Source organism: Rhizobium sp. CB3171 (assembly GCF_029714265.1).
Lineage (GTDB): Bacteria > Pseudomonadota > Alphaproteobacteria > Rhizobiales > Rhizobiaceae > Rhizobium.
This window is the reverse complement of sequence record NZ_CP121658.1, coordinates 1-20,210: the sequence shown is the minus strand read 5'-3', so window position 1 is coordinate 20,210 and position 20,210 is coordinate 1. Positions and strand designations below refer to the sequence as shown.

General features: G+C 57.4%; 24 protein-coding genes. 11 read left to right on the top strand and 13 right to left on the bottom strand.

Annotated elements, in window-relative coordinates; all coding sequences use genetic code 11:
* Nucleotides 1-253: 253 nt before the first annotated feature.
* Both QA648_RS36915 and QA648_RS36910 read right to left on the bottom strand, forming a co-directional pair.
* Nucleotides 254-448, bottom strand: a complete 195-nt coding sequence (locus tag QA648_RS36915; RefSeq protein ID WP_283055165.1) for a hypothetical protein — start codon at nt 446-448, stop codon at nt 254-256.
* Complete coding sequence (locus tag QA648_RS36910) at nt 445-1,488, bottom strand: globin-coupled sensor protein (protein ID WP_349254349.1); 1,044 nt, start codon at nt 1,486-1,488, stop codon at nt 445-447. The genes QA648_RS36915 and QA648_RS36910 overlap by 4 nt, the downstream gene beginning before the upstream one ends.
* 313 nt (nt 1,489-1,801) lie before the next feature.
* On the opposite strand from QA648_RS36910, the gene QA648_RS36905 reads away from it, so the two are divergent.
* The 4 genes from QA648_RS36905 (at nt 1,802) to QA648_RS36890 (ending at nt 6,059) form a co-directional block, all read left to right on the top strand.
* Nucleotides 1,802-3,454, top strand: coding sequence for a globin-coupled sensor protein (locus tag QA648_RS36905; RefSeq protein WP_283055201.1), 1,653 nt, complete (start codon nt 1,802-1,804; stop codon nt 3,452-3,454).
* 114 nt (nt 3,455-3,568) lie between these two features.
* Nucleotides 3,569-3,841 (top strand): hypothetical protein, encoded by a 273-nt coding sequence (locus tag QA648_RS36900; protein WP_283055200.1) that lies wholly within the window; start codon nt 3,569-3,571, stop codon nt 3,839-3,841.
* 149 nt (nt 3,842-3,990) lie between these two features.
* Nucleotides 3,991-5,205, top strand: a complete 1,215-nt coding sequence (hemA, locus tag QA648_RS36895; protein WP_283055203.1) for a 5-aminolevulinate synthase — start codon at nt 3,991-3,993, stop codon at nt 5,203-5,205.
* 173 nt (nt 5,206-5,378) lie between these two features.
* Nucleotides 5,379-6,059, top strand: a complete 681-nt coding sequence (locus tag QA648_RS36890) for a LuxR family transcriptional regulator (protein WP_283055199.1) — start codon at nt 5,379-5,381, stop codon at nt 6,057-6,059.
* Between the two features lie 543 nt (nt 6,060-6,602).
* Here QA648_RS36890 and QA648_RS36885 read toward each other — a convergent pair.
* Genes QA648_RS36885 through QA648_RS36870 form a run of 4 tightly spaced genes read right to left on the bottom strand, consistent with a single transcriptional unit; the run spans nt 6,603 to nt 9,047 of the window.
* Nucleotides 6,603-7,829, bottom strand: a complete 1,227-nt coding sequence (locus QA648_RS36885; RefSeq protein WP_283055198.1) for a hypothetical protein — start codon at nt 7,827-7,829, stop codon at nt 6,603-6,605.
* 9 nt (nt 7,830-7,838) lie between these two features.
* A complete protein-coding gene (locus tag QA648_RS36880) occupies nt 7,839-8,141 on the bottom strand; it encodes a type II toxin-antitoxin system RelE/ParE family toxin (RefSeq protein ID WP_283055197.1) in 303 nt (100 codons plus the stop codon).
* Nucleotides 8,131-8,406: a type II toxin-antitoxin system ParD family antitoxin gene (locus tag QA648_RS36875; RefSeq protein WP_283055196.1), complete on the bottom strand. Its 276-nt coding sequence runs from the start codon at nt 8,404-8,406 to the stop codon at nt 8,131-8,133. The genes QA648_RS36880 and QA648_RS36875 overlap by 11 nt, the downstream gene beginning before the upstream one ends.
* Nucleotides 8,407-8,456: 50 nt before the next feature.
* Nucleotides 8,457-9,047, bottom strand: coding sequence for a recombinase family protein (locus tag QA648_RS36870; protein WP_283055195.1), 591 nt, complete (start codon nt 9,045-9,047; stop codon nt 8,457-8,459).
* A 284-nt stretch (nt 9,048-9,331) separates the two neighbouring features.
* Between QA648_RS36870 and QA648_RS36865 the strand changes: the two genes are divergently transcribed.
* Complete coding sequence (locus tag QA648_RS36865) at nt 9,332-10,057, top strand: hypothetical protein (RefSeq protein ID WP_283055194.1); 726 nt, start codon at nt 9,332-9,334, stop codon at nt 10,055-10,057.
* 6 nt (nt 10,058-10,063) lie between these two features.
* Here the strand turns inward: QA648_RS36865 and QA648_RS36860 are convergent, their stop codons facing one another.
* Both QA648_RS36860 and QA648_RS36855 read right to left on the bottom strand, forming a co-directional pair.
* Complete coding sequence (locus QA648_RS36860; RefSeq protein WP_283055193.1) at nt 10,064-10,315, bottom strand: hypothetical protein; 252 nt, start codon at nt 10,313-10,315, stop codon at nt 10,064-10,066.
* 415 nt (nt 10,316-10,730) lie between these two features.
* Nucleotides 10,731-11,411 carry a hypothetical protein gene (locus QA648_RS36855; protein ID WP_283055192.1) on the bottom strand — a complete coding sequence of 227 codons (681 nt, stop codon included), beginning with the start codon at nt 11,409-11,411 and terminating at the stop codon, nt 10,731-10,733.
* A 388-nt stretch (nt 11,412-11,799) separates the two neighbouring features.
* On the opposite strand from QA648_RS36855, the gene QA648_RS36850 reads away from it, so the two are divergent.
* The 3 genes from QA648_RS36850 (at nt 11,800) to QA648_RS36840 (ending at nt 13,543) form a co-directional block, all read left to right on the top strand.
* Nucleotides 11,800-12,018 (top strand): hypothetical protein, encoded by a 219-nt coding sequence (locus QA648_RS36850; protein WP_283055191.1) that lies wholly within the window; start codon nt 11,800-11,802, stop codon nt 12,016-12,018.
* 44 nt (nt 12,019-12,062) lie between these two features.
* Nucleotides 12,063-12,629, top strand: a complete 567-nt coding sequence (locus QA648_RS36845) for a hypothetical protein (protein WP_283055190.1) — start codon at nt 12,063-12,065, stop codon at nt 12,627-12,629.
* A gap of 470 nt (nt 12,630-13,099) precedes the next feature.
* On the top strand, nt 13,100-13,543 hold the full coding sequence (locus QA648_RS36840; protein ID WP_283055189.1) for a hypothetical protein: 444 nt from the start codon (nt 13,100-13,102) through the stop codon (nt 13,541-13,543).
* Nucleotides 13,544-13,601: 58 nt separating this feature from the next.
* Here QA648_RS36840 and QA648_RS36835 read toward each other — a convergent pair whose 3' ends face one another.
* Nucleotides 13,602-13,793 (bottom strand): hypothetical protein, encoded by a 192-nt coding sequence (locus QA648_RS36835; protein ID WP_283055188.1) that lies wholly within the window; start codon nt 13,791-13,793, stop codon nt 13,602-13,604.
* A gap of 25 nt (nt 13,794-13,818) precedes the next feature.
* Here QA648_RS36835 and QA648_RS36830 point away from each other — a divergent pair, with 25 nt between their 5' ends.
* Entirely contained in the window at nt 13,819-14,262 is a 444-nt protein-coding gene (locus QA648_RS36830; protein WP_283055187.1) for a hypothetical protein, read from the top strand.
* Between the two features lie 58 nt (nt 14,263-14,320).
* A complete protein-coding gene (locus tag QA648_RS36825; protein ID WP_283055186.1) occupies nt 14,321-15,826 on the top strand; it encodes a type IV secretory system conjugative DNA transfer family protein in 1,506 nt (501 codons plus the stop codon).
* Here QA648_RS36825 and mobQ read toward each other — a convergent pair.
* Nucleotides 15,823-16,980 (bottom strand): MobQ family relaxase, encoded by a 1,158-nt coding sequence (gene mobQ, locus QA648_RS36820; RefSeq protein WP_283055185.1) that lies wholly within the window; start codon nt 16,978-16,980, stop codon nt 15,823-15,825. The genes QA648_RS36825 and mobQ overlap by 4 nt on opposite strands.
* 184 nt (nt 16,981-17,164) lie before the next feature.
* Between mobQ and QA648_RS36815 the strand changes: the two genes are divergently transcribed.
* Entirely contained in the window at nt 17,165-17,485 is a 321-nt protein-coding gene (locus QA648_RS36815; protein ID WP_283055184.1) for a hypothetical protein, read from the top strand.
* 136 nt (nt 17,486-17,621) lie between these two features.
* Here the strand turns inward: QA648_RS36815 and QA648_RS36810 are convergent, their stop codons facing one another.
* The 3 genes from QA648_RS36810 to QA648_RS36800 all read right to left on the bottom strand — a co-directional run bounded on the left by QA648_RS36810 (nt 17,622) and on the right by QA648_RS36800 (nt 20,210).
* Complete coding sequence (locus QA648_RS36810) at nt 17,622-18,209, bottom strand: Fic family protein (RefSeq protein ID WP_283055183.1); 588 nt, start codon at nt 18,207-18,209, stop codon at nt 17,622-17,624.
* A gap of 4 nt (nt 18,210-18,213) precedes the next feature.
* On the bottom strand, nt 18,214-18,411 hold the full coding sequence (locus QA648_RS36805) for a hypothetical protein (protein WP_283055182.1): 198 nt from the start codon (nt 18,409-18,411) through the stop codon (nt 18,214-18,216).
* A gap of 566 nt (nt 18,412-18,977) precedes the next feature.
* Nucleotides 18,978-20,210: a replication initiator protein A gene (locus QA648_RS36800; protein WP_283055181.1), complete on the bottom strand. Its 1,233-nt coding sequence runs from the start codon at nt 20,208-20,210 to the stop codon at nt 18,978-18,980.

Here is a 20,210-nt window from a genome sequence, read left to right as displayed (position 1 = left end):
TCGCCGTTGGATCAGCGCCAGCCGCCTTCAAACACTGGCAGTTCTGCTCGGTGTACATGTGAGCTATTTTTTCGAACAAGGGGATGGGATGCCTGCAACGGCTGAAGACCCGGCCAAGGCCTGCCCGGCCGACGAGCTGTCAGAGTTCAAAACAAGGCATTTGCCGCAATAGAGGATAAAAGCGTCCGTCGCGCGATTGTCTCATTGGCAAAAGTGCTGGCTGGCGACTCATAACCTCCACTTGTTGGGCAGTTTAGGGGAGCGGCCGGTCGTCCTGGTTTCTGCCATCCGTAAGGCCCCTGAGCCCTTTCTCCATAGCCTGCAAATCGGTTGCGAGCTTGGTGACTTGCTGCTGGAGCAATGCCATGAGTTTGGCGATCTGCATCATGTAGAGATAAACATCCTCGGCCGAGAAGGGCTGCTTTTCGAGACCGGGGCGTTGGCTCATTCGGCAATCTTTCCGAGCGAGTCCCGCACCTCGGTAATGTTCCTGGCAATGTTTGCTGTAGCTTCCCTCTGCTGATGGACAGCCGCGCCAATGGCATTGATACGGTCAACGATTTCCGCCATTTCCTGCAGGATGGAACGGTTGCCATCGGCTGCTTGATTGGAAATCTTCTGAATTTCCGACACTTTTGCCGCAATCTCGTTGGTGTTGTTTGCTGTGAGGGCGGCGAGCTTCTTAACCTCGTCGGCAACGACCGCAAATCCCCGACCGGTATCCCCGGCGCGAGCGGCCTCGATCGAGGCGTTGAGCGCCAAAAGGTTCGTCTGATCGGCAAGTCCGCGGATCATATCCACAACGCCGGAAATGGAATCCGCCGCAACCTTCATTGTTTCGTTGACGGCGCTCACGCTGTTGGCGACCTCCTGGGCGTTCCTAGACGCGTTGATGCCCTGGTCAATCTCCAGAGAAATGGATGTCACGGACGCGCCGAGCTCCTCGGTTGCCGAAGCAATGGTCTGGATCGGGGTCACGACATAGCTGTCGAAATTTGCGACGATTTTTCCGGAGATCGCTTTTTGGGCTTCCTCTGCCTTTTGGCGCTCGATGTCGTTGTAGACGTTCAGGATAGCTTCCATATCGACAAACACGACCCGATAGAAGGCCTCCTTGAGCACCGATGCTTTGCCCGGATGAAATTTGAGCTTTCTTGATATCTCACGGGCAATTTCTTCGGCGATCAGCCGGTAGGCGCCGATGAACCAGCGTGGCTCGAGGCCAATACGCGCATGGGTCTCACCAATGCGTTGTGCCCGTTGCCAGTACGCCTCATCGAAGCCGTTGCGGCAGGTGTTTTCCCAGTGGCCGGTCAAGGCCCGGGAAATCCCGGCCTGATCCTTGCCGGAGAACAGCCGGTCAAGTTCCGGAATGCGGCGCACGTGGACATAAAAAACCTTGATGATCTCATTGAGATTGCCGCTGGCGGTATCCCATGCCTTGCTGGCGTTTTGGATGCATTCCGCATCGATGTTCATGTAGGCCATGTCCGAGCGCACAATTTGTTCTTTCTATTGTTGTGTACGCCCCCAGGCTTCACGAGGATCCAGGGGTTCTACGACATGGCATGAGACCCTCGATGTTCAAGACAGTCCGAGTGGTTTGCGATCCAAAATCATCAATAAAACATGAATGTTGATCGCAATTTTTAGCATCAATAGTCAGACTGTTAACCATATCGCAAGAAACATACTCCATTTCTGGAGGTGACTCGACGCCTCATGCCTATTTTATCATCATCTAATGATCCGTCGGGAGGAATTGCATACAAACTGCTTCACCTAAAGAACGGATCAGCCCATGTCGTACCAGCATGCCCATGCAGCCGCAGCACCCGCTGCCAAAAGCCAGAATATCGCCCGCCGCCTCGAATTCATGCAGCTCGACAGCGATGGCCGGGCGCGGATCAAATCACTCAAGACGCTGGTGGAGAAGGAGCTGCCGAACGGCCTCGACAAGTTCTATGCACAGTTGCGGCAAAGCCCAGAGGTGAAGCGGTTCTTTTCGTCAGACGAGCACATCGCCCGTGCAAAAGGGGCGCAGCTGGGTCATTGGGTCAACATTTCGGACGGCAATTTCAACGAAGACTACGTCAACAAGGTCCGCACCATCGGCACCGTACACGCGAAAATCGGGCTTGAGCCGCAATGGTATATCGGCGGCTACGCCATCATCCTCGATCACCTGATCAACAGCGCCATCACCGCTATGTTTCCCAAGGGTGGACTGTTCTCGAAGGCAGAGATGAGTGCGGTCGACTTCGGCAAGGCGATGGCGAGCCTGGTCAAGGCGGTGCTGCTCGACATGGATCTGGCGATCTCCGTCTATATCGACGAGGCCGAAATCGCCAAGCAGAAGGCGCAGGCCGAGGCTATCGCCGCAGAGCGAAAGCTGGTCAACGATTGTTTCGGCAAGGCCATGGCCGCGATTGCCGCAAAGGATGTCAGCTACCGCATAGACGACGATCTGCCAGAAGCCTATCATGATCTGAAGCGCGACTTTAACGACGCACTGGCGCAATTGTCCGAGACGATCAGCCAGATCGACGCAGCAGCGTCACAGATTCACTCGGGTTCGCAGGAAATCCGCTCCGCGGCCGATGATCTGGCCAAGCGCACCGAGCAGCAGGCCGCCTCGATCGAAGAAACAGCTGCCGCGCTCGAGGAGATCACCACGACCGTCAAGGATTCCAGCCGTCGGGCCGAAGAGGCGGGCCAGTTGGTGGCAAAGGCGAAATCCGGCGCGGAAAAGTCCGGGGCGATCGTCAAGCAGGCCGTCGCGGCAATGGGGGCGATCGAGAATTCGTCTCGGGAAATCTCCAACATCATCGGGGTGATCGACGAAATCGCCTTCCAGACCAATCTTCTCGCCCTTAACGCCGGCGTCGAGGCCGCCCGCGCCGGTGAAGCCGGAAAGGGCTTTGCGGTCGTTGCCCAGGAAGTGCGCGAACTGGCGCAGCGTTCGGCTCAAGCTGCCAAGGAGATCAAGGGCTTGATCACCACATCTGGCGAGCAGGTGAAATCCGGTGTTGCTCTTGTCGGGGAGACCGGAACCGCGCTGGAGACGATTGTCGGAGAGGTGAAGGAAATCAACACCAACATCGTCTCGATCGTGGAATCGGCGCGCGAACAGGCAACCGCCCTTCAGGAGATCAACACCGCCGTCAACACCATGGACCAAGGCACCCAGCAGAATGCTGCCATGGTTGAAGAGACAAACGCCGCCAGCCACTCGCTGGTCGCCGAAGTCGGTAAGATCACCGAAATGCTAAGTGAGTTTACGACCGGCGAACAGCGACATCAGCCGGTTCGGCGGGAGACGCCCCGCATGGCATCGTCGGCCGCATCCAAGCCTGCTGCTTCTCCGGCACGGCAGCTACAAAAGCGGGTCAACACGGCGATGGCCTCCCATGGCAACGCCGCTGCCGCGAACAGCTCCTGGGAAGAGTTCTGAGAGCGGCGTCACGTTGCCCCCGTCTCGCCGGACGGTGACGCTTCTCTCTCGCCCCGGCCCCTGAGACAGGCCGGGGCACCTAAATGCACGCATCTCAAGTCCCAAGGGCTCAATATGTCCAACATCATCACCTTCCCTAATCCTCACCACGCGCCCGCCGTGAAAGACCAAATGATCAAGAATGCTCTCCCCGATATTTCGCAGGGACTTCTGGAGGTTCGGCGAATGGAGCTCGTGCGTGATCTGATGAAATCCGTCTACGACGAAATGCTTGTCATTCACTCTCAGGTGAGTCGGCTCAAAAGAAAGAATGTTGAACCTGCTGACGAGGAAGCCATCCGGTGTTCGTCAGCCGACGACGGTGGAATACCCCCGATTGCGTCATAGCCGGCGTCTATGCCGGCAATTCCGTGAGCTATCCAGCCCGGTTCAAGGCCCCTGTGACAGAGAGAGTCGATTTGCCGATTGGCTCCTGCCCTTAAAGTGGGCAACCAGACCCCCGCCGTTTCGAAAATCGGCTAATAGTGGACATCATGATGCAATTCGAAGCCTTTTTCAAAGACGCGCTGGATGGCTTGCACCAGGAAGGCCGCTATCGCGTTTTTGCCGATCTCGAGCGTAAGGCGGGCAGCTTTCCGCGCGCAATCCGCCATACGGAAGACGGCCCGAAGGAAGTAACCGTCTGGTGCTCGAACGACTATCTCGGCATGGGCCAGCATCCCAAGGTCGTCGCGGCGATGAAAGAGGCGATCGACAATGCCGGCGCCGGCGCCGGCGGTACGCGTAACATTTCCGGCACCAATCATTACCATGTACTGCTGGAGCGCGAACTCGCGGACCTGCATGGCAAGGAGGCCGCACTCCTTTTCAATTCCGGCTACATGTCGAACTGGACGACGCTTTCCACGCTCTGTTCGAAAATTCCGGGGATGATCGTATTCTCGGACGCCGGCAATCACGCTTCGATGATCGAGGGCATTCGCCACTCCAAGTGCGAGCGCGTGATCTTCAAGCACAACGATCTCGCGGATCTCCGCGCGCGCCTCGAAGCCGCCGATCCGAATGCACCGAAACTTATCGCTTTCGAATCGGTCTATTCGATGGACGGCGACATCGCGCCCATCAAGGAGATCTGCGATATCGCCGATGAATTCGGTGCCATGACCTATCTCGACGAAGTGCATGCTGTCGGCCTCTACGGGCCGCGTGGCGGTGGCATTGCGGAACGCGATGGCCAGATGCACCGGCTTGACGTGATCGAAGGCACACTCGGCAAAGCCTTCGGTGTCATGGGCGGTTATATCACCGGCTCGACTGCGCTGATCGATTTCGTCCGCTCCTTCGCCTCCGGCTTCATCTTCACGACCTCGCTGCCGCCGGCAATCGCTGCGGGCGCACTGGCCTCGATCCAGCATCTCAAGGTCAGCCAGTTCGAACGTGCTCGTCATCAGGAGCGTGTTCGCAAGCTGCGCGCCGCGCTCGACGCCGCCGGCATCCCGCATCTCAACAATCCCAGCCATATCGTGCCTGTGATAGTCAAGGATGCAGCAAAGTGCAAATGGATTTCGGATCTGCTGCTCGACAATTTCGGCATCTATGTACAGCCGATCAACTACCCGACGGTGCCTAAGAAGACCGAGCGCCTGCGCATAACACCGGCACCGTATCACACGGATGCCGATATCGAGCATCTGGTGAATTCGCTACATTCGCTTTGGGCTCAATGCGCTTTGGCGCGCGCCGCGGCGTGATGGGGAATTCAAATGGCTACTGATGCATTTTAAATCGCTTTTAAAGCATTTCGGAATTCTTCAAAGCATGTCATATTGACGCAACTTCTAATCTGATTCGAGAGAGTGGCTCTACCTTGGGATCATTCAAGCAACCTGATAGCTTATCCGAACGGGATTATGTTGAGAAACATTTGCTCAGCCCTCGGCGGCCTCAACAAAACGACGGTACAACGCTGATTGAGCGGCTGCGAGAGATCGTCCCCTTTGACAACTACTGCATCAGCGGTCTCGATATCGAAGGATGCAGGGTCGGCAGCGGGGTCTATCTGTCGTCGGACCTTCCGGAGCCCCTGCTCCGGGAATATCGCGATGAACACTATATCCAGCGCGATCCACTTGCCCGTATGGTCTCGCCGGCAACCCCGATCGGGAGCTGGCATCAGCTTTCGGGTGCCGACTTGTGTGACAAGGATGCCATCATGGTTGAGGCCGCAGTTCGCAAACATGGCGTCGCACCAAGAACAGTCGTTTCTCTTTGGTCCGGCAAGGACCTTTACGGAACTTTGCTCGTGACCCGAACCAAGGCCTTTACCGACGAGGAAATGGCGATCTTGCAGTTCTTTGCACAGCCTATCCATTCCGAGGTGTCTGCGCCGGTCATCGCAGCTGCCAACCAACGGCTTGGTTTGACACAAGGGGAAATCCGCTGCCTTGCTTCGGCCAGCGAAGGGAAATCCTCGCAAGAGATTGCAGGCGATACGGGCTATACGACCGAAACCGTCAATTTCTATCTCAAGCTTGCCACGAAAAAGCTGGGAGCATCAAACCGCACCCAAGCCGTGGTAACGGCAATCCGCCGAAACCTCATCTGACAACAATAGATGAGCGGACGCCGGTCACTCCGTAATGTATGGGGCAGGTATGGCGAATATGTCCATGTGGCTTTCGTTGCCGGGATCCGCCTGACAGGTGATCAATTCGCACTTGAGAAGATCATCTATGGCCGCATCGAAAAAACCAAAAACGGCCCCTACAAGTTGTTCGCGTGTTATCGGCGATGAAACCCGAATCGTCTCAAGGAGCATATCCCGAAGGACGTTATCCCGGTAAATCCTTGCTAACTCCAATTTCATGCCGACTACCTCTGATACGCTCATCGAGTGACTGTGCAATACCAACTTATAGCAGTATGGCAACAAAATGTTCTGGCCGGAAAGCCCCTTTTGCTCGCCGTCCGCGCCGGGGCGTGGGGTGGCAACCCCCCACCAAATCAAAACGGGCCACCGTTGCCGATGGCCCGTTTTGGGGGATGGAGCTAGGCGGCATCCGCGAACTTCACGTCCGAGCCCTCGTGGAGGACATTCTCATCACGGAAGCATGCTGGCAGCCAGCCCGGGCCGCTCAACATCATGCAATCACGGCTGCAGATAACGACGCAATCTGTTGCGCAAGCCGGAAAGGGTGAGCGCCTCATGGAAGTGGATCTCGACCAAATGTACATCGTTCTCTTCGCATAGACGTCTCTTCAAAGCGTCTCGCTCAAGATTGCGCCGCAGCGCCAGCTCACCCCCGAACGCCGACACCGCCTGAGAATGTTGCTGACCTTGGTGTTCCAAAGCCAGCTTGAGAGAGGGAATGAAGACATCGAGTCTTTGGCGCCCCAACCAGGGAGGCGATGCCTCCCGGAACACGCTGTGCTCGGGAAAGATTTGTTTGACGAGGCCGTAAAGTTCGGCCTCCCGCACCCATCGGCTGATGCCGAGTCTTCGCTGGACCTCCGACCGCGCCGTCCGCATATCGAGTCCTTCGGTCAACATCAGTTGGTCGATATAAGGAACAACAAATTCCTGAACCGCGTCGCCATACAGGGCTGCCGCGGCTTCCGGCCCCGCCTCTTTGGCGACACATAGGTGGCAAACGCCATCTTCGTACTGACCGTCACTTAGCAGCCTGATTACGTCGTGGGGCCATGAGTTCGGAGCATATCGCCCCTCAATGGCTTTTGCTGAACTAATCATCTTCCGATGGGCTTTGCCGGCACAGCTGCAGAACTTGCGTTGCCCGCTGCCAATATGGTCGAAAGACACGAATTCATATCCTTGGATTCCGTGCTGGAAACCGCCGCCGCGCGGGCCTGGACGTGGATTAGCGATATAGGGCTGTTCGAGGCTGGCTGCCTCAAGACGGCGGATAGCCTCTGAAAATAGGGCGTTGGAAAGCTCGAGGTGATTGACGCGGAGGATATGGTTGACCTGTGTTTTCAGCGGCTTTGAATGAATCCGGTAGATCTGCTTGCCGGCTGGACCGTAGTCGATCGGGTGAAGTGAGAGGCCCTCGGCAGCATGGATTTCGATATCTTCGAGCGGATTGCGCGTGGAAAATCGCGCCTCGATATACCAGGTGGCATACCCGTCACTCGCCATGCGCGCCAACGAGCTGCACCGATCCTTATAATACATGGAATGGACCGTCACCGACGGGCCTTTCAGTAAAGCCAAATCAGCGTCTCGGATGCTGGTCTCGATGGCCTGCGAAAGCAGCCGTTCCACGACATCGGCCGGCCGGATACCGGGAGTGGCAACTTGCCGCGCCAACTCCGCTGCGAAAACTTCCTCCCGAAATCCAATCCGCAAGGTTGTCATCAGTCGCTACTAATCATCCCAGTCATGCGGAAAATCCATGCCTCGGGGCAGGATCCGCAGGATATCCACCAAGTCGCCCTGCACCACGAACGCAATCGACGCACTGCGTTCGAACCCGATGATCCGAAGACCGGGATACAGATGATTGCGCACGGTGCCGCGCTCAGGGAAGGTCTCCAGTCCCATGCACACGGCTTCGATCCGGTCGATATAGGCACCCGCCCGCGCTCGGCCGGCTTCGGCCGCAATGCGCTCGTAGAGAGCGGTTAGGTCGTCGACCGCAGCCTGGCGGAACTCGACCCTATGCGCCACGCTTCTCGGCTTTTATCTGAGCTTCGTGATGGGCGCGCAAATCGGCAAAGACCTTTTTCGCGGGCACGCTGGGGCGCGGATCCTCCAACGCCTCGCGGATCTTCTCTTTCCAGACGGCGTCGATCGCGTCCCGCTCACGGGCAAGCGCCCGCACGGCGGCTCGTGCCGCCTCGCTATGGGAGTCGTAGTCGCCGGACGCCACCATCTGGTCGAGGACTTGCTGTTGCTTGCCGAGGGTCAGGGAAATGGATTTGTTCGCGCGCATGGTAAGAGCCTTTCTGAAGGCTTATACCATAACACGACAGTGTCGTGCACTTAGAATCTGACAGGCGCGACCGGATACGCCATTGTGGCGGATTCCTTGTTTTTCACACGCGAGATGGTGCTTTCACTCACGCCGAAGGCCTCGGCGATCTCCTTGATGGGTTCGCCCGCAAGTCGGCGTCCGCGCACGTCTTCGCGTTGGTTTGCCGTGAGCTTCGGCTTGCGGCCAAACCGCACTCCCTTGGCTTTGGCTATTTCCCGGCCGTTGGCGGTGTTTTCAAGAAGGCGCAACCGATACTGCTGTCCGGCCCACCCGTACATATATAGAGTCAGGTCAGCGATACCGGATTCGGAGTCGAGCGGCTCATCGAGAAGCCGCAGCTTGGCGCCCACAGTCTTCACCTCACGCAGGATGAGCAGCATGTCGAGCGGGTCGCGGGCAACGCGGTCTGAGACCGTGGCCACGAGTGTGTCGCCGGGTTCGAGAGCGGCCAGCAGCCGCAAGAATTCCGGTCGCCCCTGAGTATCTTTTGCGCTTTTCTTTTCCTCAATGATCCGGTCGCAACCTGCCTTCCGGAGCCTTTCGAGCTGATAGGCAAGGTCCTGCTTTTTCGTTGAAACGCGAGCATAACCGTAGATCATCGCGGAACCGTTTCGAGAAAATTCACAAGAATAAACGGCTGCACGCCATCTAATACCTTATCTTATTTAGGAAATAACCCATGATTGCAATCCGTCAAAAGTCACGACTTATGCAAGTGGACCAGATTCACATTCTGTTACGTGTTTTTTATTTCAGCAATGCCTTAAATACTTGATTCTGTTCTATCGGCATTCGCCGTTTCCGCGCCTTGGGGCGACCGTCATAAATCGTGGATTTTGATATGCGGATAGCATTCCTACCGTATACTTCCACGAGGTCATTCATGCGCAAAACTTCAATGGCAATGGTTGCCGCCCTTGGGCTGGCAGCTTGTTCAGACAATAGTGGCTCAAAGGCGAAAGCGGACGAGCTTCCCCCTATCATTGGGAAATGGCAGATGGAGTCCGGTAAGATTGCCATTGCTTTTCAGAAGAATGGAACTCTCCTCACACCCAAGGGCAACGGAACGTGGCAAGCCCGACCGCATGAAGAGCCGGGGGAAGGCTTTATAGGCGTAATATCCCTTGCATTGCCGGGTCTTAATCCCACCGTGTGTTCGTATAAGTTCGAGGCGAACCATCTAAAGTTCGCTGGTCCGAACTGCGACCAAGCACTCATAAAAGACACAGACACGGCTGCTTTTATCCGCGTAGGTGATGCCCCGGATACGGCAGAGACTGCTTCGGCGGACAACACCACTGATACCCCTGCGGCTATCACCAGTGAGAAGATTGTCGGCCAATGGGAAAGCCCGAGCTGGAAAGCGGGAGATCAACCGGTGTTCGTCCGCTTCAAGGGTGACGGCACGCTCGATTTCAACGGCACAATCAAATGGGTGAACAAGGGAGAATGGCTCTTGCTTGAGAGCGGTCAGCTTCAGGTGATTACCGGCGGCGAAACCCGACGGTGCGATATCGCATATGACGGGAAGACCATGAACCTCAGCCCGGCAAGCTGCTTTAAGGGTTGGGAGGATATGGGTGACAGCATTTCGCTGGAAAAGCAGTAACGCTACCTACTCTTCCACCACTATTACTGGCGGTTGACCGATGCGATAGTGAGCATGCATGTGGGCCAACATTCGCTCGATCCCCGCTCGGTCCAGTCGCCGGCAGGCAGCGTGCATGATCACTTCAGACAGCAACTCACGCTCTGCCTGTGGATAATCGTCCTCAATTCTCGCCAGCGCTGCAAAGACCGCATCACAAACTTCCGCAAAAAGCCGCTCATGATTGTTGGTGCTGGATGGTGAAGTGCTTGATGCCATGGATAGACTTCACGACATGACCGACAAAAGGTCCAGACCTGTGCGCAGGAATTAAGCACTGATGATTCACCCAATACGAGGGCGGGCCGAAGCCCGCCCCCTTTCTTAGGACAACTTCCCGTCGACGAAGTCACATCCGACCAAGTAGAGGATAAAGAAAAGGCCTCCGGCGACCAAGGCCGTGAAGAAACCAAACCCTTGGATTATTCCGTAAGGTAGGTTCCAAGGCCGGTGATGACTGCAGGATAGAAGTTCTGGCTCATGAGGATCTCCATTGCTGAGCACGCGATCGGCTGAATTACCGTCGCATGGAGATTCTCCGCCGGAACGACGCAAGAAACAAAATCGTCGAATCCGCCGACCTGAAAGCCACGAGAGACATCATGCTTTCCATAAAGCCCACCGAGATCGTGTACTAGCGTTTTGAAAATGGCCACCAGGGTTTTGGAAGATTGACGTCTCTTGGGGCGTTATCCTGCGGTCGTTCGTTATGGGGAACCGATACATCGGCAGTCTCGATCATTGATCGAAGCACGGGTTCGACGTGCGTAGTCAACTCCCTGACATTAGCGCTCACGGAGGCGAGCGCATCGGCTAGAGTTTGGTTCTCTTTCAACAGCGTTTCGTAATCCATGTATTCCGCATAGATCGACCGCCCGTAACTTTCTTCGAGGTATTGAGCCCGCGCATCGACGGATTCTCGCGTTTCAGCCTCGTCCTGATCCTTGAGAAGGAGCACTATGGACCGCACCATATCATTAAGAATCTGCTGGATCTGTGTATCTAAATTTCCATCTGGATACATATATCGCATCGGGGAGTGCTTGAGAAAAATGAGAAGGGACAACAGCTGAGTGGAGTGACCATAGCCAATCATAGCTGCATCCGTGGTCTTATTTAGATTTTCGATAGTCTTCCTTATGGGAGGATCCAGTAACGAAAGCAGCCCCTCTGGATCCCTTTTGGCATTCTCGGCCGCAAAATAGGTCTTCAACGCTTCGCTGACTACGGACGAAAGTGTGGATCCATTTTCCAGCGCTTTGGCGTCAATCGCCTTCCTGAGATCTGCTTCCAGGAAGTAGTTCGCCCGTTTCATGGGTTTTTCGCTCGGAGGCCTGCCGCCTTTGTGCCGTTTCTTCTCAAGCGCATTATCTTTTACATTGCCACTTGTATTTGTATCCCTCCGTCCCATACTCGCTCTATCACCTCAGCGTATAACGCAAATATCTCTATCATTTTCCAGAAAGCGCCGGTTGGTCGGGTGGTCTGTTCCCTTCCCGCTGGCACTTGAAGTGTGTGCTTTGCAGAGCCGCACTTCCGGCAAACCTCTCCCTGCCAGGAGAGGTTTGTTCGTTGCTGTCAATCTTATTAAGATTGGAAAGCAAAGTTATTAAAATTCCAAGTGGTGCAGTTTTCCGCTCGGATCGGGCCGTTCGGCGATGGCAGTCGTCGACCAAATTCGATCCCAACAGGAAAACAGACACATGAACGACCGATACGTCAAAGACTTCTTCAGCGCCATCGTCCCTTCCCGTGCCGATGCCTTCGGCCGCAACATTGTCGGTCGTGTCATCGGCTGGAAGCGCACCAACTCCGGCAGCCTCGGCGCCATCGTGGTGTTCCCCCACTTGAACGGCAAGTACCTCTACGACCTCGACCCCCACAACCCCATGCGAGTCCGCTTTCAGCACCGGTTGAAGTAGCCGGTCCGCGAAATCCTGCCGAATCCATATCTTGTGAGGACTCCATGTCTAATCAAACGACACGCACATCTGCGGGACCCATCATCGATTCCATCGACAAACGTCCCGGCCGCACTATCCAGCTCAACCCGAACGGCGAAATCGTCGACGTCTCCGAAGATCACGCCGACAGTCCGCCGATCAAAGCGGGTTTCCTGCAGCATCTCGCCAGCCTAGCGCAAGCCCTCAAGCCGGGTCAGGTCGCCAGAGCAACTGTCTCGACCTTCGAGATCGTGACGCAGGCTCCGCCTCCACCACCAGCTCCAAACCCAACGCCATCTTCGAACACGAAGGTGGTTGCCGTGGTGCCTAGGCGAGCGACCCTCGAACTTCCAAAAGCCCGGAAAACACCGATAGGACGGGCCACAGTCCTTCGGGTCTTGGAGATCGCGGCCCGCGACTATGAGCTTGGCGACTGCCCGTGGCCCCCACCAGCTTATCTCGATGTTCGGAAAAAACCGGATGGCACAACGATGGTCGCCCTACTCGACCCGACAACGGGATTCAAGCAGGGGTGGACGGTTTGCCCGGAGACGCACAAGCCCAAACATCTCGGCTGGGTCAATGAGTGATGAACGCCCTGACGAAACTTGTCTTCGGCATCATCGAACTCATTGTACGCCTCCACGTAACAATGATCTTCGCGATCCTGTCGGCGATCGGTCGAGCCGGGGCGCGGATCATAGCCGATATCTATGCCCACCTGATTGCACGAGGCGCTCAAAGCGGTCGAGTGCCAACGTCAAGGGAACCGGATGCTCGGCCATCTCCGCCGTCTCACGGATATGCGAGAGCGAGGAGGGCAAAGCCCTCTTCGCAGCGCGGCTCCATCGGCCGCCACCCGAAATAGACGATCAGGCGTCGTGGAAGCGACACCCGGTCACCTCTCTCAAGAACAGCTCTGATTGCGCCCTGGCTATCTGCAGGGCTTTCCCGTCCCGCCTGGAAATTCTGACCAGGCCGACGTGGGCGCCTGCGCGCACGAAGCCTGTCAATGTTCGAGAAAGAACCCAGCAACAATCCATCATAAGAGGAACGCTCCATGAGCGCAAACAACGACAGCGGTGAGCACATCGAACACGCGCTGGCAGAGATCGGAGACGCCAAGCGCGTCGCCAAAGTCCAGCTGAAAACACTGTTCGAAGAAGCGTTCGAGGAGGCGGGCCATCGATTCCCGCTATTCCTCAAGCTTCTCCACGAAGAGGGAAACGAGAGAGCAGTTGCCACCATGGACGGCCACCGGGGTTGGGCCAAGCAGCTCTATTATGTCGGCCCTTACAAATTCTTCGCGGGGAAGAAGAAGATCAATGCTGCCCTTAAGCAGCTGCCGGAGGCGATCGCTACGTATCGCGAGCTTTGGGAGCGTGAGCGCGATATGAAGCAAGCCCGCTCAAGCCTCATCCGCAAGCGCGATGAGGCACGTCTTCGTGACCAGACCGCCAACAGGGACATTTCGCGCAAAACGGCACGCGGTAACGCCCGGTGACGACGGTCAAGCGCTCGTTGAACAACTCGTTTCTATGCGCGCTACTCGAAATGGCCAATCAGGCGTCGTGCAAACGACGCCCGGTCACCCTTCTGACAAAAAGCTCGCTCTCGGCTTCCCTTAGTTGGCGGTAATTCTCGTCCGGCTTCGGTGCGCCGAAGACGAAATGAGTTAGCGCCAACACCCAGCGACCGACGATCATCGCGGCGACCGCTAGGCCCAAATACACCTCAATCAACACTCGTTTCATGCCTCAACCATGGGAGACATTCCGCATGTCCGCAAGTGAAAACGATGACCCCTATATCGAGACCTCCCTCGCCGAGGTGAAAGCCGCATTGCGCGTGTCAACCCAACGGCTCGAGCGGCTATTCGCAGATTCCTTCCTCAACCGGGCTGGAGCCTTGGCTTCGTGCCTCAGTCTCATAAGCACCTACGGCGCCGAAAAGGCGATACGCGTCCTTCAGGGCAAGGAAGGCTCACTGGCACGGTTTCTGTATTACGGACCCGCCCAGCTGTTTTTCGGTCTCGATAAGGCGCGAGCAGCCGTGCGCGAGCTTCCTGACGCAATCGCCGCTCACGGCCAACTCTTAAATCGCCGTGACGACCTGGTGCGAGCACGCAAGGAGAGTGTGCGCAACGCGGATGCTGAACACCTCCGCGACCAGAGACTTGAGCGGCCAGGTTCGCGCAAAACGGGCCGCGGGCACGATTCGTGAGCGCCGGCTAGGCACTTCGTTTGACCAACCTCTTCCAAAACAGGGATATCGGTGCGCCATGGATGTCTTCAATTTTCTCGCCAAACTCGCGACTTTCCTTCTCCGCACGGTCTTTAAGGTCGTGTTCGGAATCTTGGCTTGGTGTCTGCGCCGCCTAGTCGGCTATGTCCGCAGACGCGCGACCACTTTCGGAACTGCCCGCTGGGCCAGATTTTACGAACTGCTTTTCGGCGGCGTTCTCGGCGGAAAGGGCATCATCGTGGGCCGCAGCTACGGGCGCTTCCTCCGCTTCAACAAGGATGGCTACGTCCTGCTGTTTGCACCGACGCGATCGGGCAAAGGCGCGGGCGTCGTCATCCCGAACCTTCTCACCTACCAGGGCAGCATCATCTGCACGGATCCCAAGGGCGAGAACCATGCTATCACCGGCCGCTATCGTAGCACCATAGGCAAAGTCGTCACGCTCAACGCGACCAACCCGCACCTCTCGGACATGTTCAATCCCCTCGACATGGTCAGGGTCAACACCTTTCATGAGGCCGACGATGCGCTGCAGCTGGCGAAGCTGCTGGTTATTCCGGATACCACAGGCGGAAGCCACTGGGACAACCGTGCCACGCAGCTGCTGCAGGGCCTGGTCCTCTATACCTGCCTGCGTTACGCGGACATTCCGGAGCTGCGCAACCTGTCGAAGGTCCGCAACCTGGTCTCTCTGGGCTGGGGCGGCCTCGGGCCTGTCATGGAGGAAGCCCGTACCCTCGGCTCGACCTCCCTGCGGGAAATCATGGAGGCGTTCCGCGATATGGATGCCAGCGATGAGGCACGCTCGATCCTGTCCAACGCCGACAAGGCCATGTCCCCGTGGTCGGCCGACAGGCCGGCCGGCATGATCAGCACCATGAGCACCTTCGATTTCCGTGACTTCAATCGCGAGACCATCACGTGCTACCTCGTCGTCGACGAAGAAAAACTGCCGATCTACAGAGAGTTTCTCCGCGTCATGATGGGGTCCGCGCTAACCGCAATGACGCGCGTCAAGCACGAGCCGCCCGCCAAACATCCGACATTCCTGCTCATGGACGAATGCGCCGCCATGGGTCGCATCGAGCCTTTGGAAACCGGCGTCGGCTATCTCGCCAGCTATGCCCGCATGCTTTTGGTCTTCCAGGATCTCGACCAGCTGAAACGCACCTATCCCAAGGCGTCCTCCATGATCGCCAACGCCGGATGCAAGATTGCATTCGGTGTCAGCGATATCGAAACCGCCCGGATGCTCGCGGATACGATCGGGCAAACGACGGTGAGAAGTTCATCGCGCGGCAAGAACCATCGCTCGGAGAGCGACGCCGCGCGCATGCTGAAGGATCCTTCCGAAATCCTCCGCATGCCGTTTTCCCGCGCATTCGTGTTCTTCAACGGCCGTGTTCGCTATCCGGTTCTGACACGCAAGATCCGCTACTACAAAATGTGGCGCTGGATGTTCCGTTGGGACAAATGGCGGAAGCCCTCGGCCAAAATCATCCCCTTCCCCTCCTTACCTGATGACACAGAGGCTGTTGCCTAAAACAGCGACCGCCCCCCTCCCCGCTTGGGCGGCTCGAGAAGCCGCAGGAGTTCCCTATGTCGCATCATACGACGGTCACGCGTCTGCAGCAGCTCGGCAAGCAGGCGCTCGATCTCCTTCAGCAGGACCCCACTCCGCTCAGCATGGCGTTTGGCCATCCGCCCCTTATCGATGCCCAACGCCAACCGCATCTGCGGCATCGCTGCGAGCCGCATGCTGCGCATCTGGCGCTGTCGCAATCGCACCGCCTGGCGCTCAAGTTTGTCAACGAGCCGATAGGTACGACGTGCATTCCGCTCGACGATCGCCGCGTTCCACTTTGCGCGGCTACCGTCATCAATGCGACCGTACTCGATCTCGCGGCGCCGGCGCACAGCCTCATGCGCCTGACGGAACACGCCCTGCCCCGGTCTGGCGGTCAACTCGACCATCGTCCGGCTGGTAACGCTGCGGCCACGACGTTCGGCCTGGCGTCCCCGCCGGCCCATGTGGATCTCCGGAGCCCGGTCCAATGTCGACGCGGCCCGCCGATCGCCACTCCGCTCGGCCTCCTGGCGCTGGACATCAAGCCGCCGTTCATCGACGCGGACCCGATGCCCTGCCCGCTCGAGCGCGCGGTTCTGGTGCTCCGCCCATGCCGTCCGCCATTGCAGCAACATCGCGTCCGAATTCCATTCCCGGGTCTTCACCCGCCGCAGGCCATTCCTCTCGCATTGCCGCAAGGTCAGCATGACGTGGGCATGGAAGTTGCGACGGTCACCGTCGGCCGAGGACGGATCGTGCAAGGCGACATCGGCCGCCATGCCGCGGCTCACGAACTGCTCGCTCACAAACGTCCGGACCAGGTCAAGGCGCTGCTCGTGGGTCAGCTCGTGAGGAAGCGCCATGTTGATCTCGCGGGCAAGCTGGGCGTCACGGCGCTTTTCGAGTTTCTCGACATGATTCCACAAAGCCTGTCGGTCACGCATCCATGCCGGAGCGTCTTCGGGCAGCATGATTTCGCGATGGGCGACGCCACGCTTGCGCTCGTAGTCATGCACCGCGCCAGAACGCTCGTCCTGAAGTCGCTCGGCCGCGCGGTAGGCGGCAGCTGCGACGGACGACCGTCCCGCCTTCCTACCGATGATATTCACGCTGAAGTGATACGACGCCACAACACCTCTCAATCGAGCGCCATGAGCGCTTCCGTCCGTCGGATAGCCACCACCGTGTGGCCGGCGGGGCACCTATGTTGCGTAGCAATGTATAAGTGCGCTATTACACAAGTCAACGCCCGATCACCTCCTGAATGTGGCTCTTCAGCTCCGCTTGAAAACTCCGAACACACGAGGTGACTTAATGTCGAATTCATCGCCTGCCGTCGGCTTTGTCGGCAATCTTGCCGCATGCGCCATCGCCCTTATTGGCGGGGCCTATTTCTGGGATCGCTACGTTTCCGCCTGGTTGGGATTTCCGCCCACCCTCCTCTGCACGATCCTCCCGCCGGTCACGAACACGGCCGCGTCGATCGGCGTGATGCTGACGACCTTCGGGACGGTTCTGTGGGCCGTGACGCTGTTTCGCAGCAGCACCGGCATGAGCCTCATGATGGGGGGCGTCATCATTTTCGTGGTGACTACCACGCTGCCGCACTATCTTGGCGTCGCTTGTATACCGTAGAAAAAAATCGCGGCCGCGCTTCGCGCGTACCCCTGGGGGAGTTCCCCCAGACCCCCCGTGCCTCAATCACATTCCGTGCGGATCGTGCCACCGGGGGCTGTCTGCCCCCGGACCCCCGAGGATATTTCCCCAAGGGTTAGGAACGGGCCTCTGAGACGATTTCCAGGATGAGATGACCCAAAGGTTGCTCATCGCCGGAAAAGCTCTCTATCATCGCGCCAATGACCCGCTCGCGGTCCAAAACATCGTCATGGAACGGCAGGCCGGCATTGTCCGCGAGAAGCGCGAGGAAGGACAGCTGGGTTCGCCCGTTGCCTTCGCGGAACGGATGCACCGCGTTAATTTCGGCAAGCACATGAGCGGCCTGGGAGGCAAATGCCTTGGGGCTGTGGCCACGCAAGTGGCGCACGGCCTTCAGCTCAGCGAAGATGCGCGTCATTTCCCGATCGATGTACTCAGGATAACAAAACCAGTTGCCGGCTTTGCCTATACGGATTTTACGGACCTCCCCTGCCCAATCGTAGACATCCTGAAAGAGGTGCCGATGCAAAGCGCGGTAGTGGGAATAATCAAAATGTCCGGCAGGAAACGGCTCGTCGGCGCGCGTGAGGAAAACCGCCAGCTCGTACTCGTCCAGGAGTGCCTGCTCGGTTAAGCCAAGCTTGTTGCGGAGAACCGTGGTTCCGGGATAGCAAAGCGGATCGGTTTCAGCAGTGTAAACCAAGCGGTCAAGCGGTCTTGCCGACGAACTGCGCCTTGATGAGCTTGCGACGTTCGTCGCCGGACTTGTCCTTGCTCAGTTCGAGCACCGTGCGCATACGAGGCGTCAGGTGGAGACCCTCAACGGCACTGATTTTCTCGCCGCGTGCGCTGGTGAGGCGAACGGGCTTCGCGGTGGCCTTTGGGGTCGTGGTCTTGGTGCTCATGAGTCGTAACCTATCACGATCTTATGGAGAGCAGCAAAAGGATTGTGCCGGACTTGGCAGACACGGCAATCCGTGATTCATTGCGGACACGGTACAGGCTGGGAAGCCGATGACCGTCAAGGGTTAGGACGCCACCCATCAAACGATGTGGTGGCGTTCGCCGTTTACGTGGACCTCGCCGACTCCGACAAAAACCTAATCAAATTGAAAAAGTCAGAGGCGCAGCCTCGTTTTTTCAAGTTTGATATGTTTTATCTAAGTTTTAATAGAGTTTTAGGCGGAAAATACGCCAAATTCATATTTGTAATCAGCATCTTGCAGAGACTCGATGTCGGCGAAGTACGGTTTGTCGTCGGTAAAATACGGTTTGTCGTCGGCGATGTACGGGATGTCGTCGGCGATGTACGGCGAAACGTCGGCGAAAAGCGGAATTCGACAAAATGGGGATAGATTATCCCCAAGTTATCCACAGGACGGAGCCGCCGATACCCGCCATTTTTGTCGTCGGCGATGTACGGGATTCGGTGAAATTTTTGTCGTCGGCGAAAAACGGTCTGACGACAGAATCAAGAGGAGGAGGCCAGCCGTTCAGGCTCGGCTTTACCATAACCGTCGCGACGCTCCATGCGCAGCATCGGACCCTCTTTGCCGTCGACAAAGGAAAGATCGAATTCGGGCATGGGAAAGGCTTGGGTCCGCGTCACGAACTCGCGAAGATCATAGGCGAATTTGCGAAGTTCCTGCTCGGACGCACTGCGGTAATGGACTTCCTTGAGCGAGTAGGTTGCAGGCGCCTTTCCTGCCGCTTTACGGGCGAGCCGGTAGATGAACCGGCCGATGCCAGAACTGATGAGGAAGTAGTCCTGGTGCAGCGTAAGGAGCGGCAAGGTGACTTCGTTGCGCACCACGCTTGCGTACACCCAATCCGGGATGGTTATTTCAACCATCTCCATCTTGTTCGAGCTCGTCCGGCTAACGACCCTGTAGCCGCCGATCAACGGTCGACTGTCGACGGCGCGTCGTTTACCGCCAGAGAGGTTCACCACCTTGATGGTCGTGTTCGCTAGGCGATCAAGCGCGGCCTCGAGATCTTCGTAGGATTTCCCGCCGTCGGAACGTCGGCAGAACTTCAGGATATGCGATGCACTCGGCCGGTAGGTCTTGGGCGGCAGCGATGGCTTGAGCCCCTTCTTGTCCTCGCGACGGAACTTTTGGACTTCTTCGGCGAGATAGGAAACCATGTTGAGGAAAATGTCATAGTCGAACACGGTCGCCAGGCCGCTTTCAACACCGCCTTCAATCGTAATCAGGCTGTCCTTTAGCTCGTACTTAATAACGCCTCTCGTACCCCGCTTGCTGAGGGAAAACGGGGCGATGTCCATGAGATTGACATCATCCTTGATCGGTGCGTCGTAAATCGTGGGGACGAAGAACATCAACTGCGCGTCGTCAGTCGGCGGAGTACGTAGAACCCGCCTAGGCGCGGTTTCCTGCATCAGGGCGCCGGCAACATCCTCTTCAATGCTTTTGTTGCGGATAAGCTCGCCCAGGCTGCGCAGGTGGCGGTTGAGAAGGCCTCCTCCCCCTTCCTCGAGCTTGAGATCTGCCCAAACCCGCCGGCTGTAGTAGCGCCGCAGACGCGCCAGCGCGTCGCGGTCAAGCGTCACGCTCTCGCGATCGTTCACTTCGGCAAACTGGTTGGCGAGCCCTTGCAGGTAATCATTTTTCTGATGCAAGGATAGGTCGCCGAAGGCCTCGCGCGTCATCAGGTTCAGCTTGGTGGGATTCGTCGGCTTCAT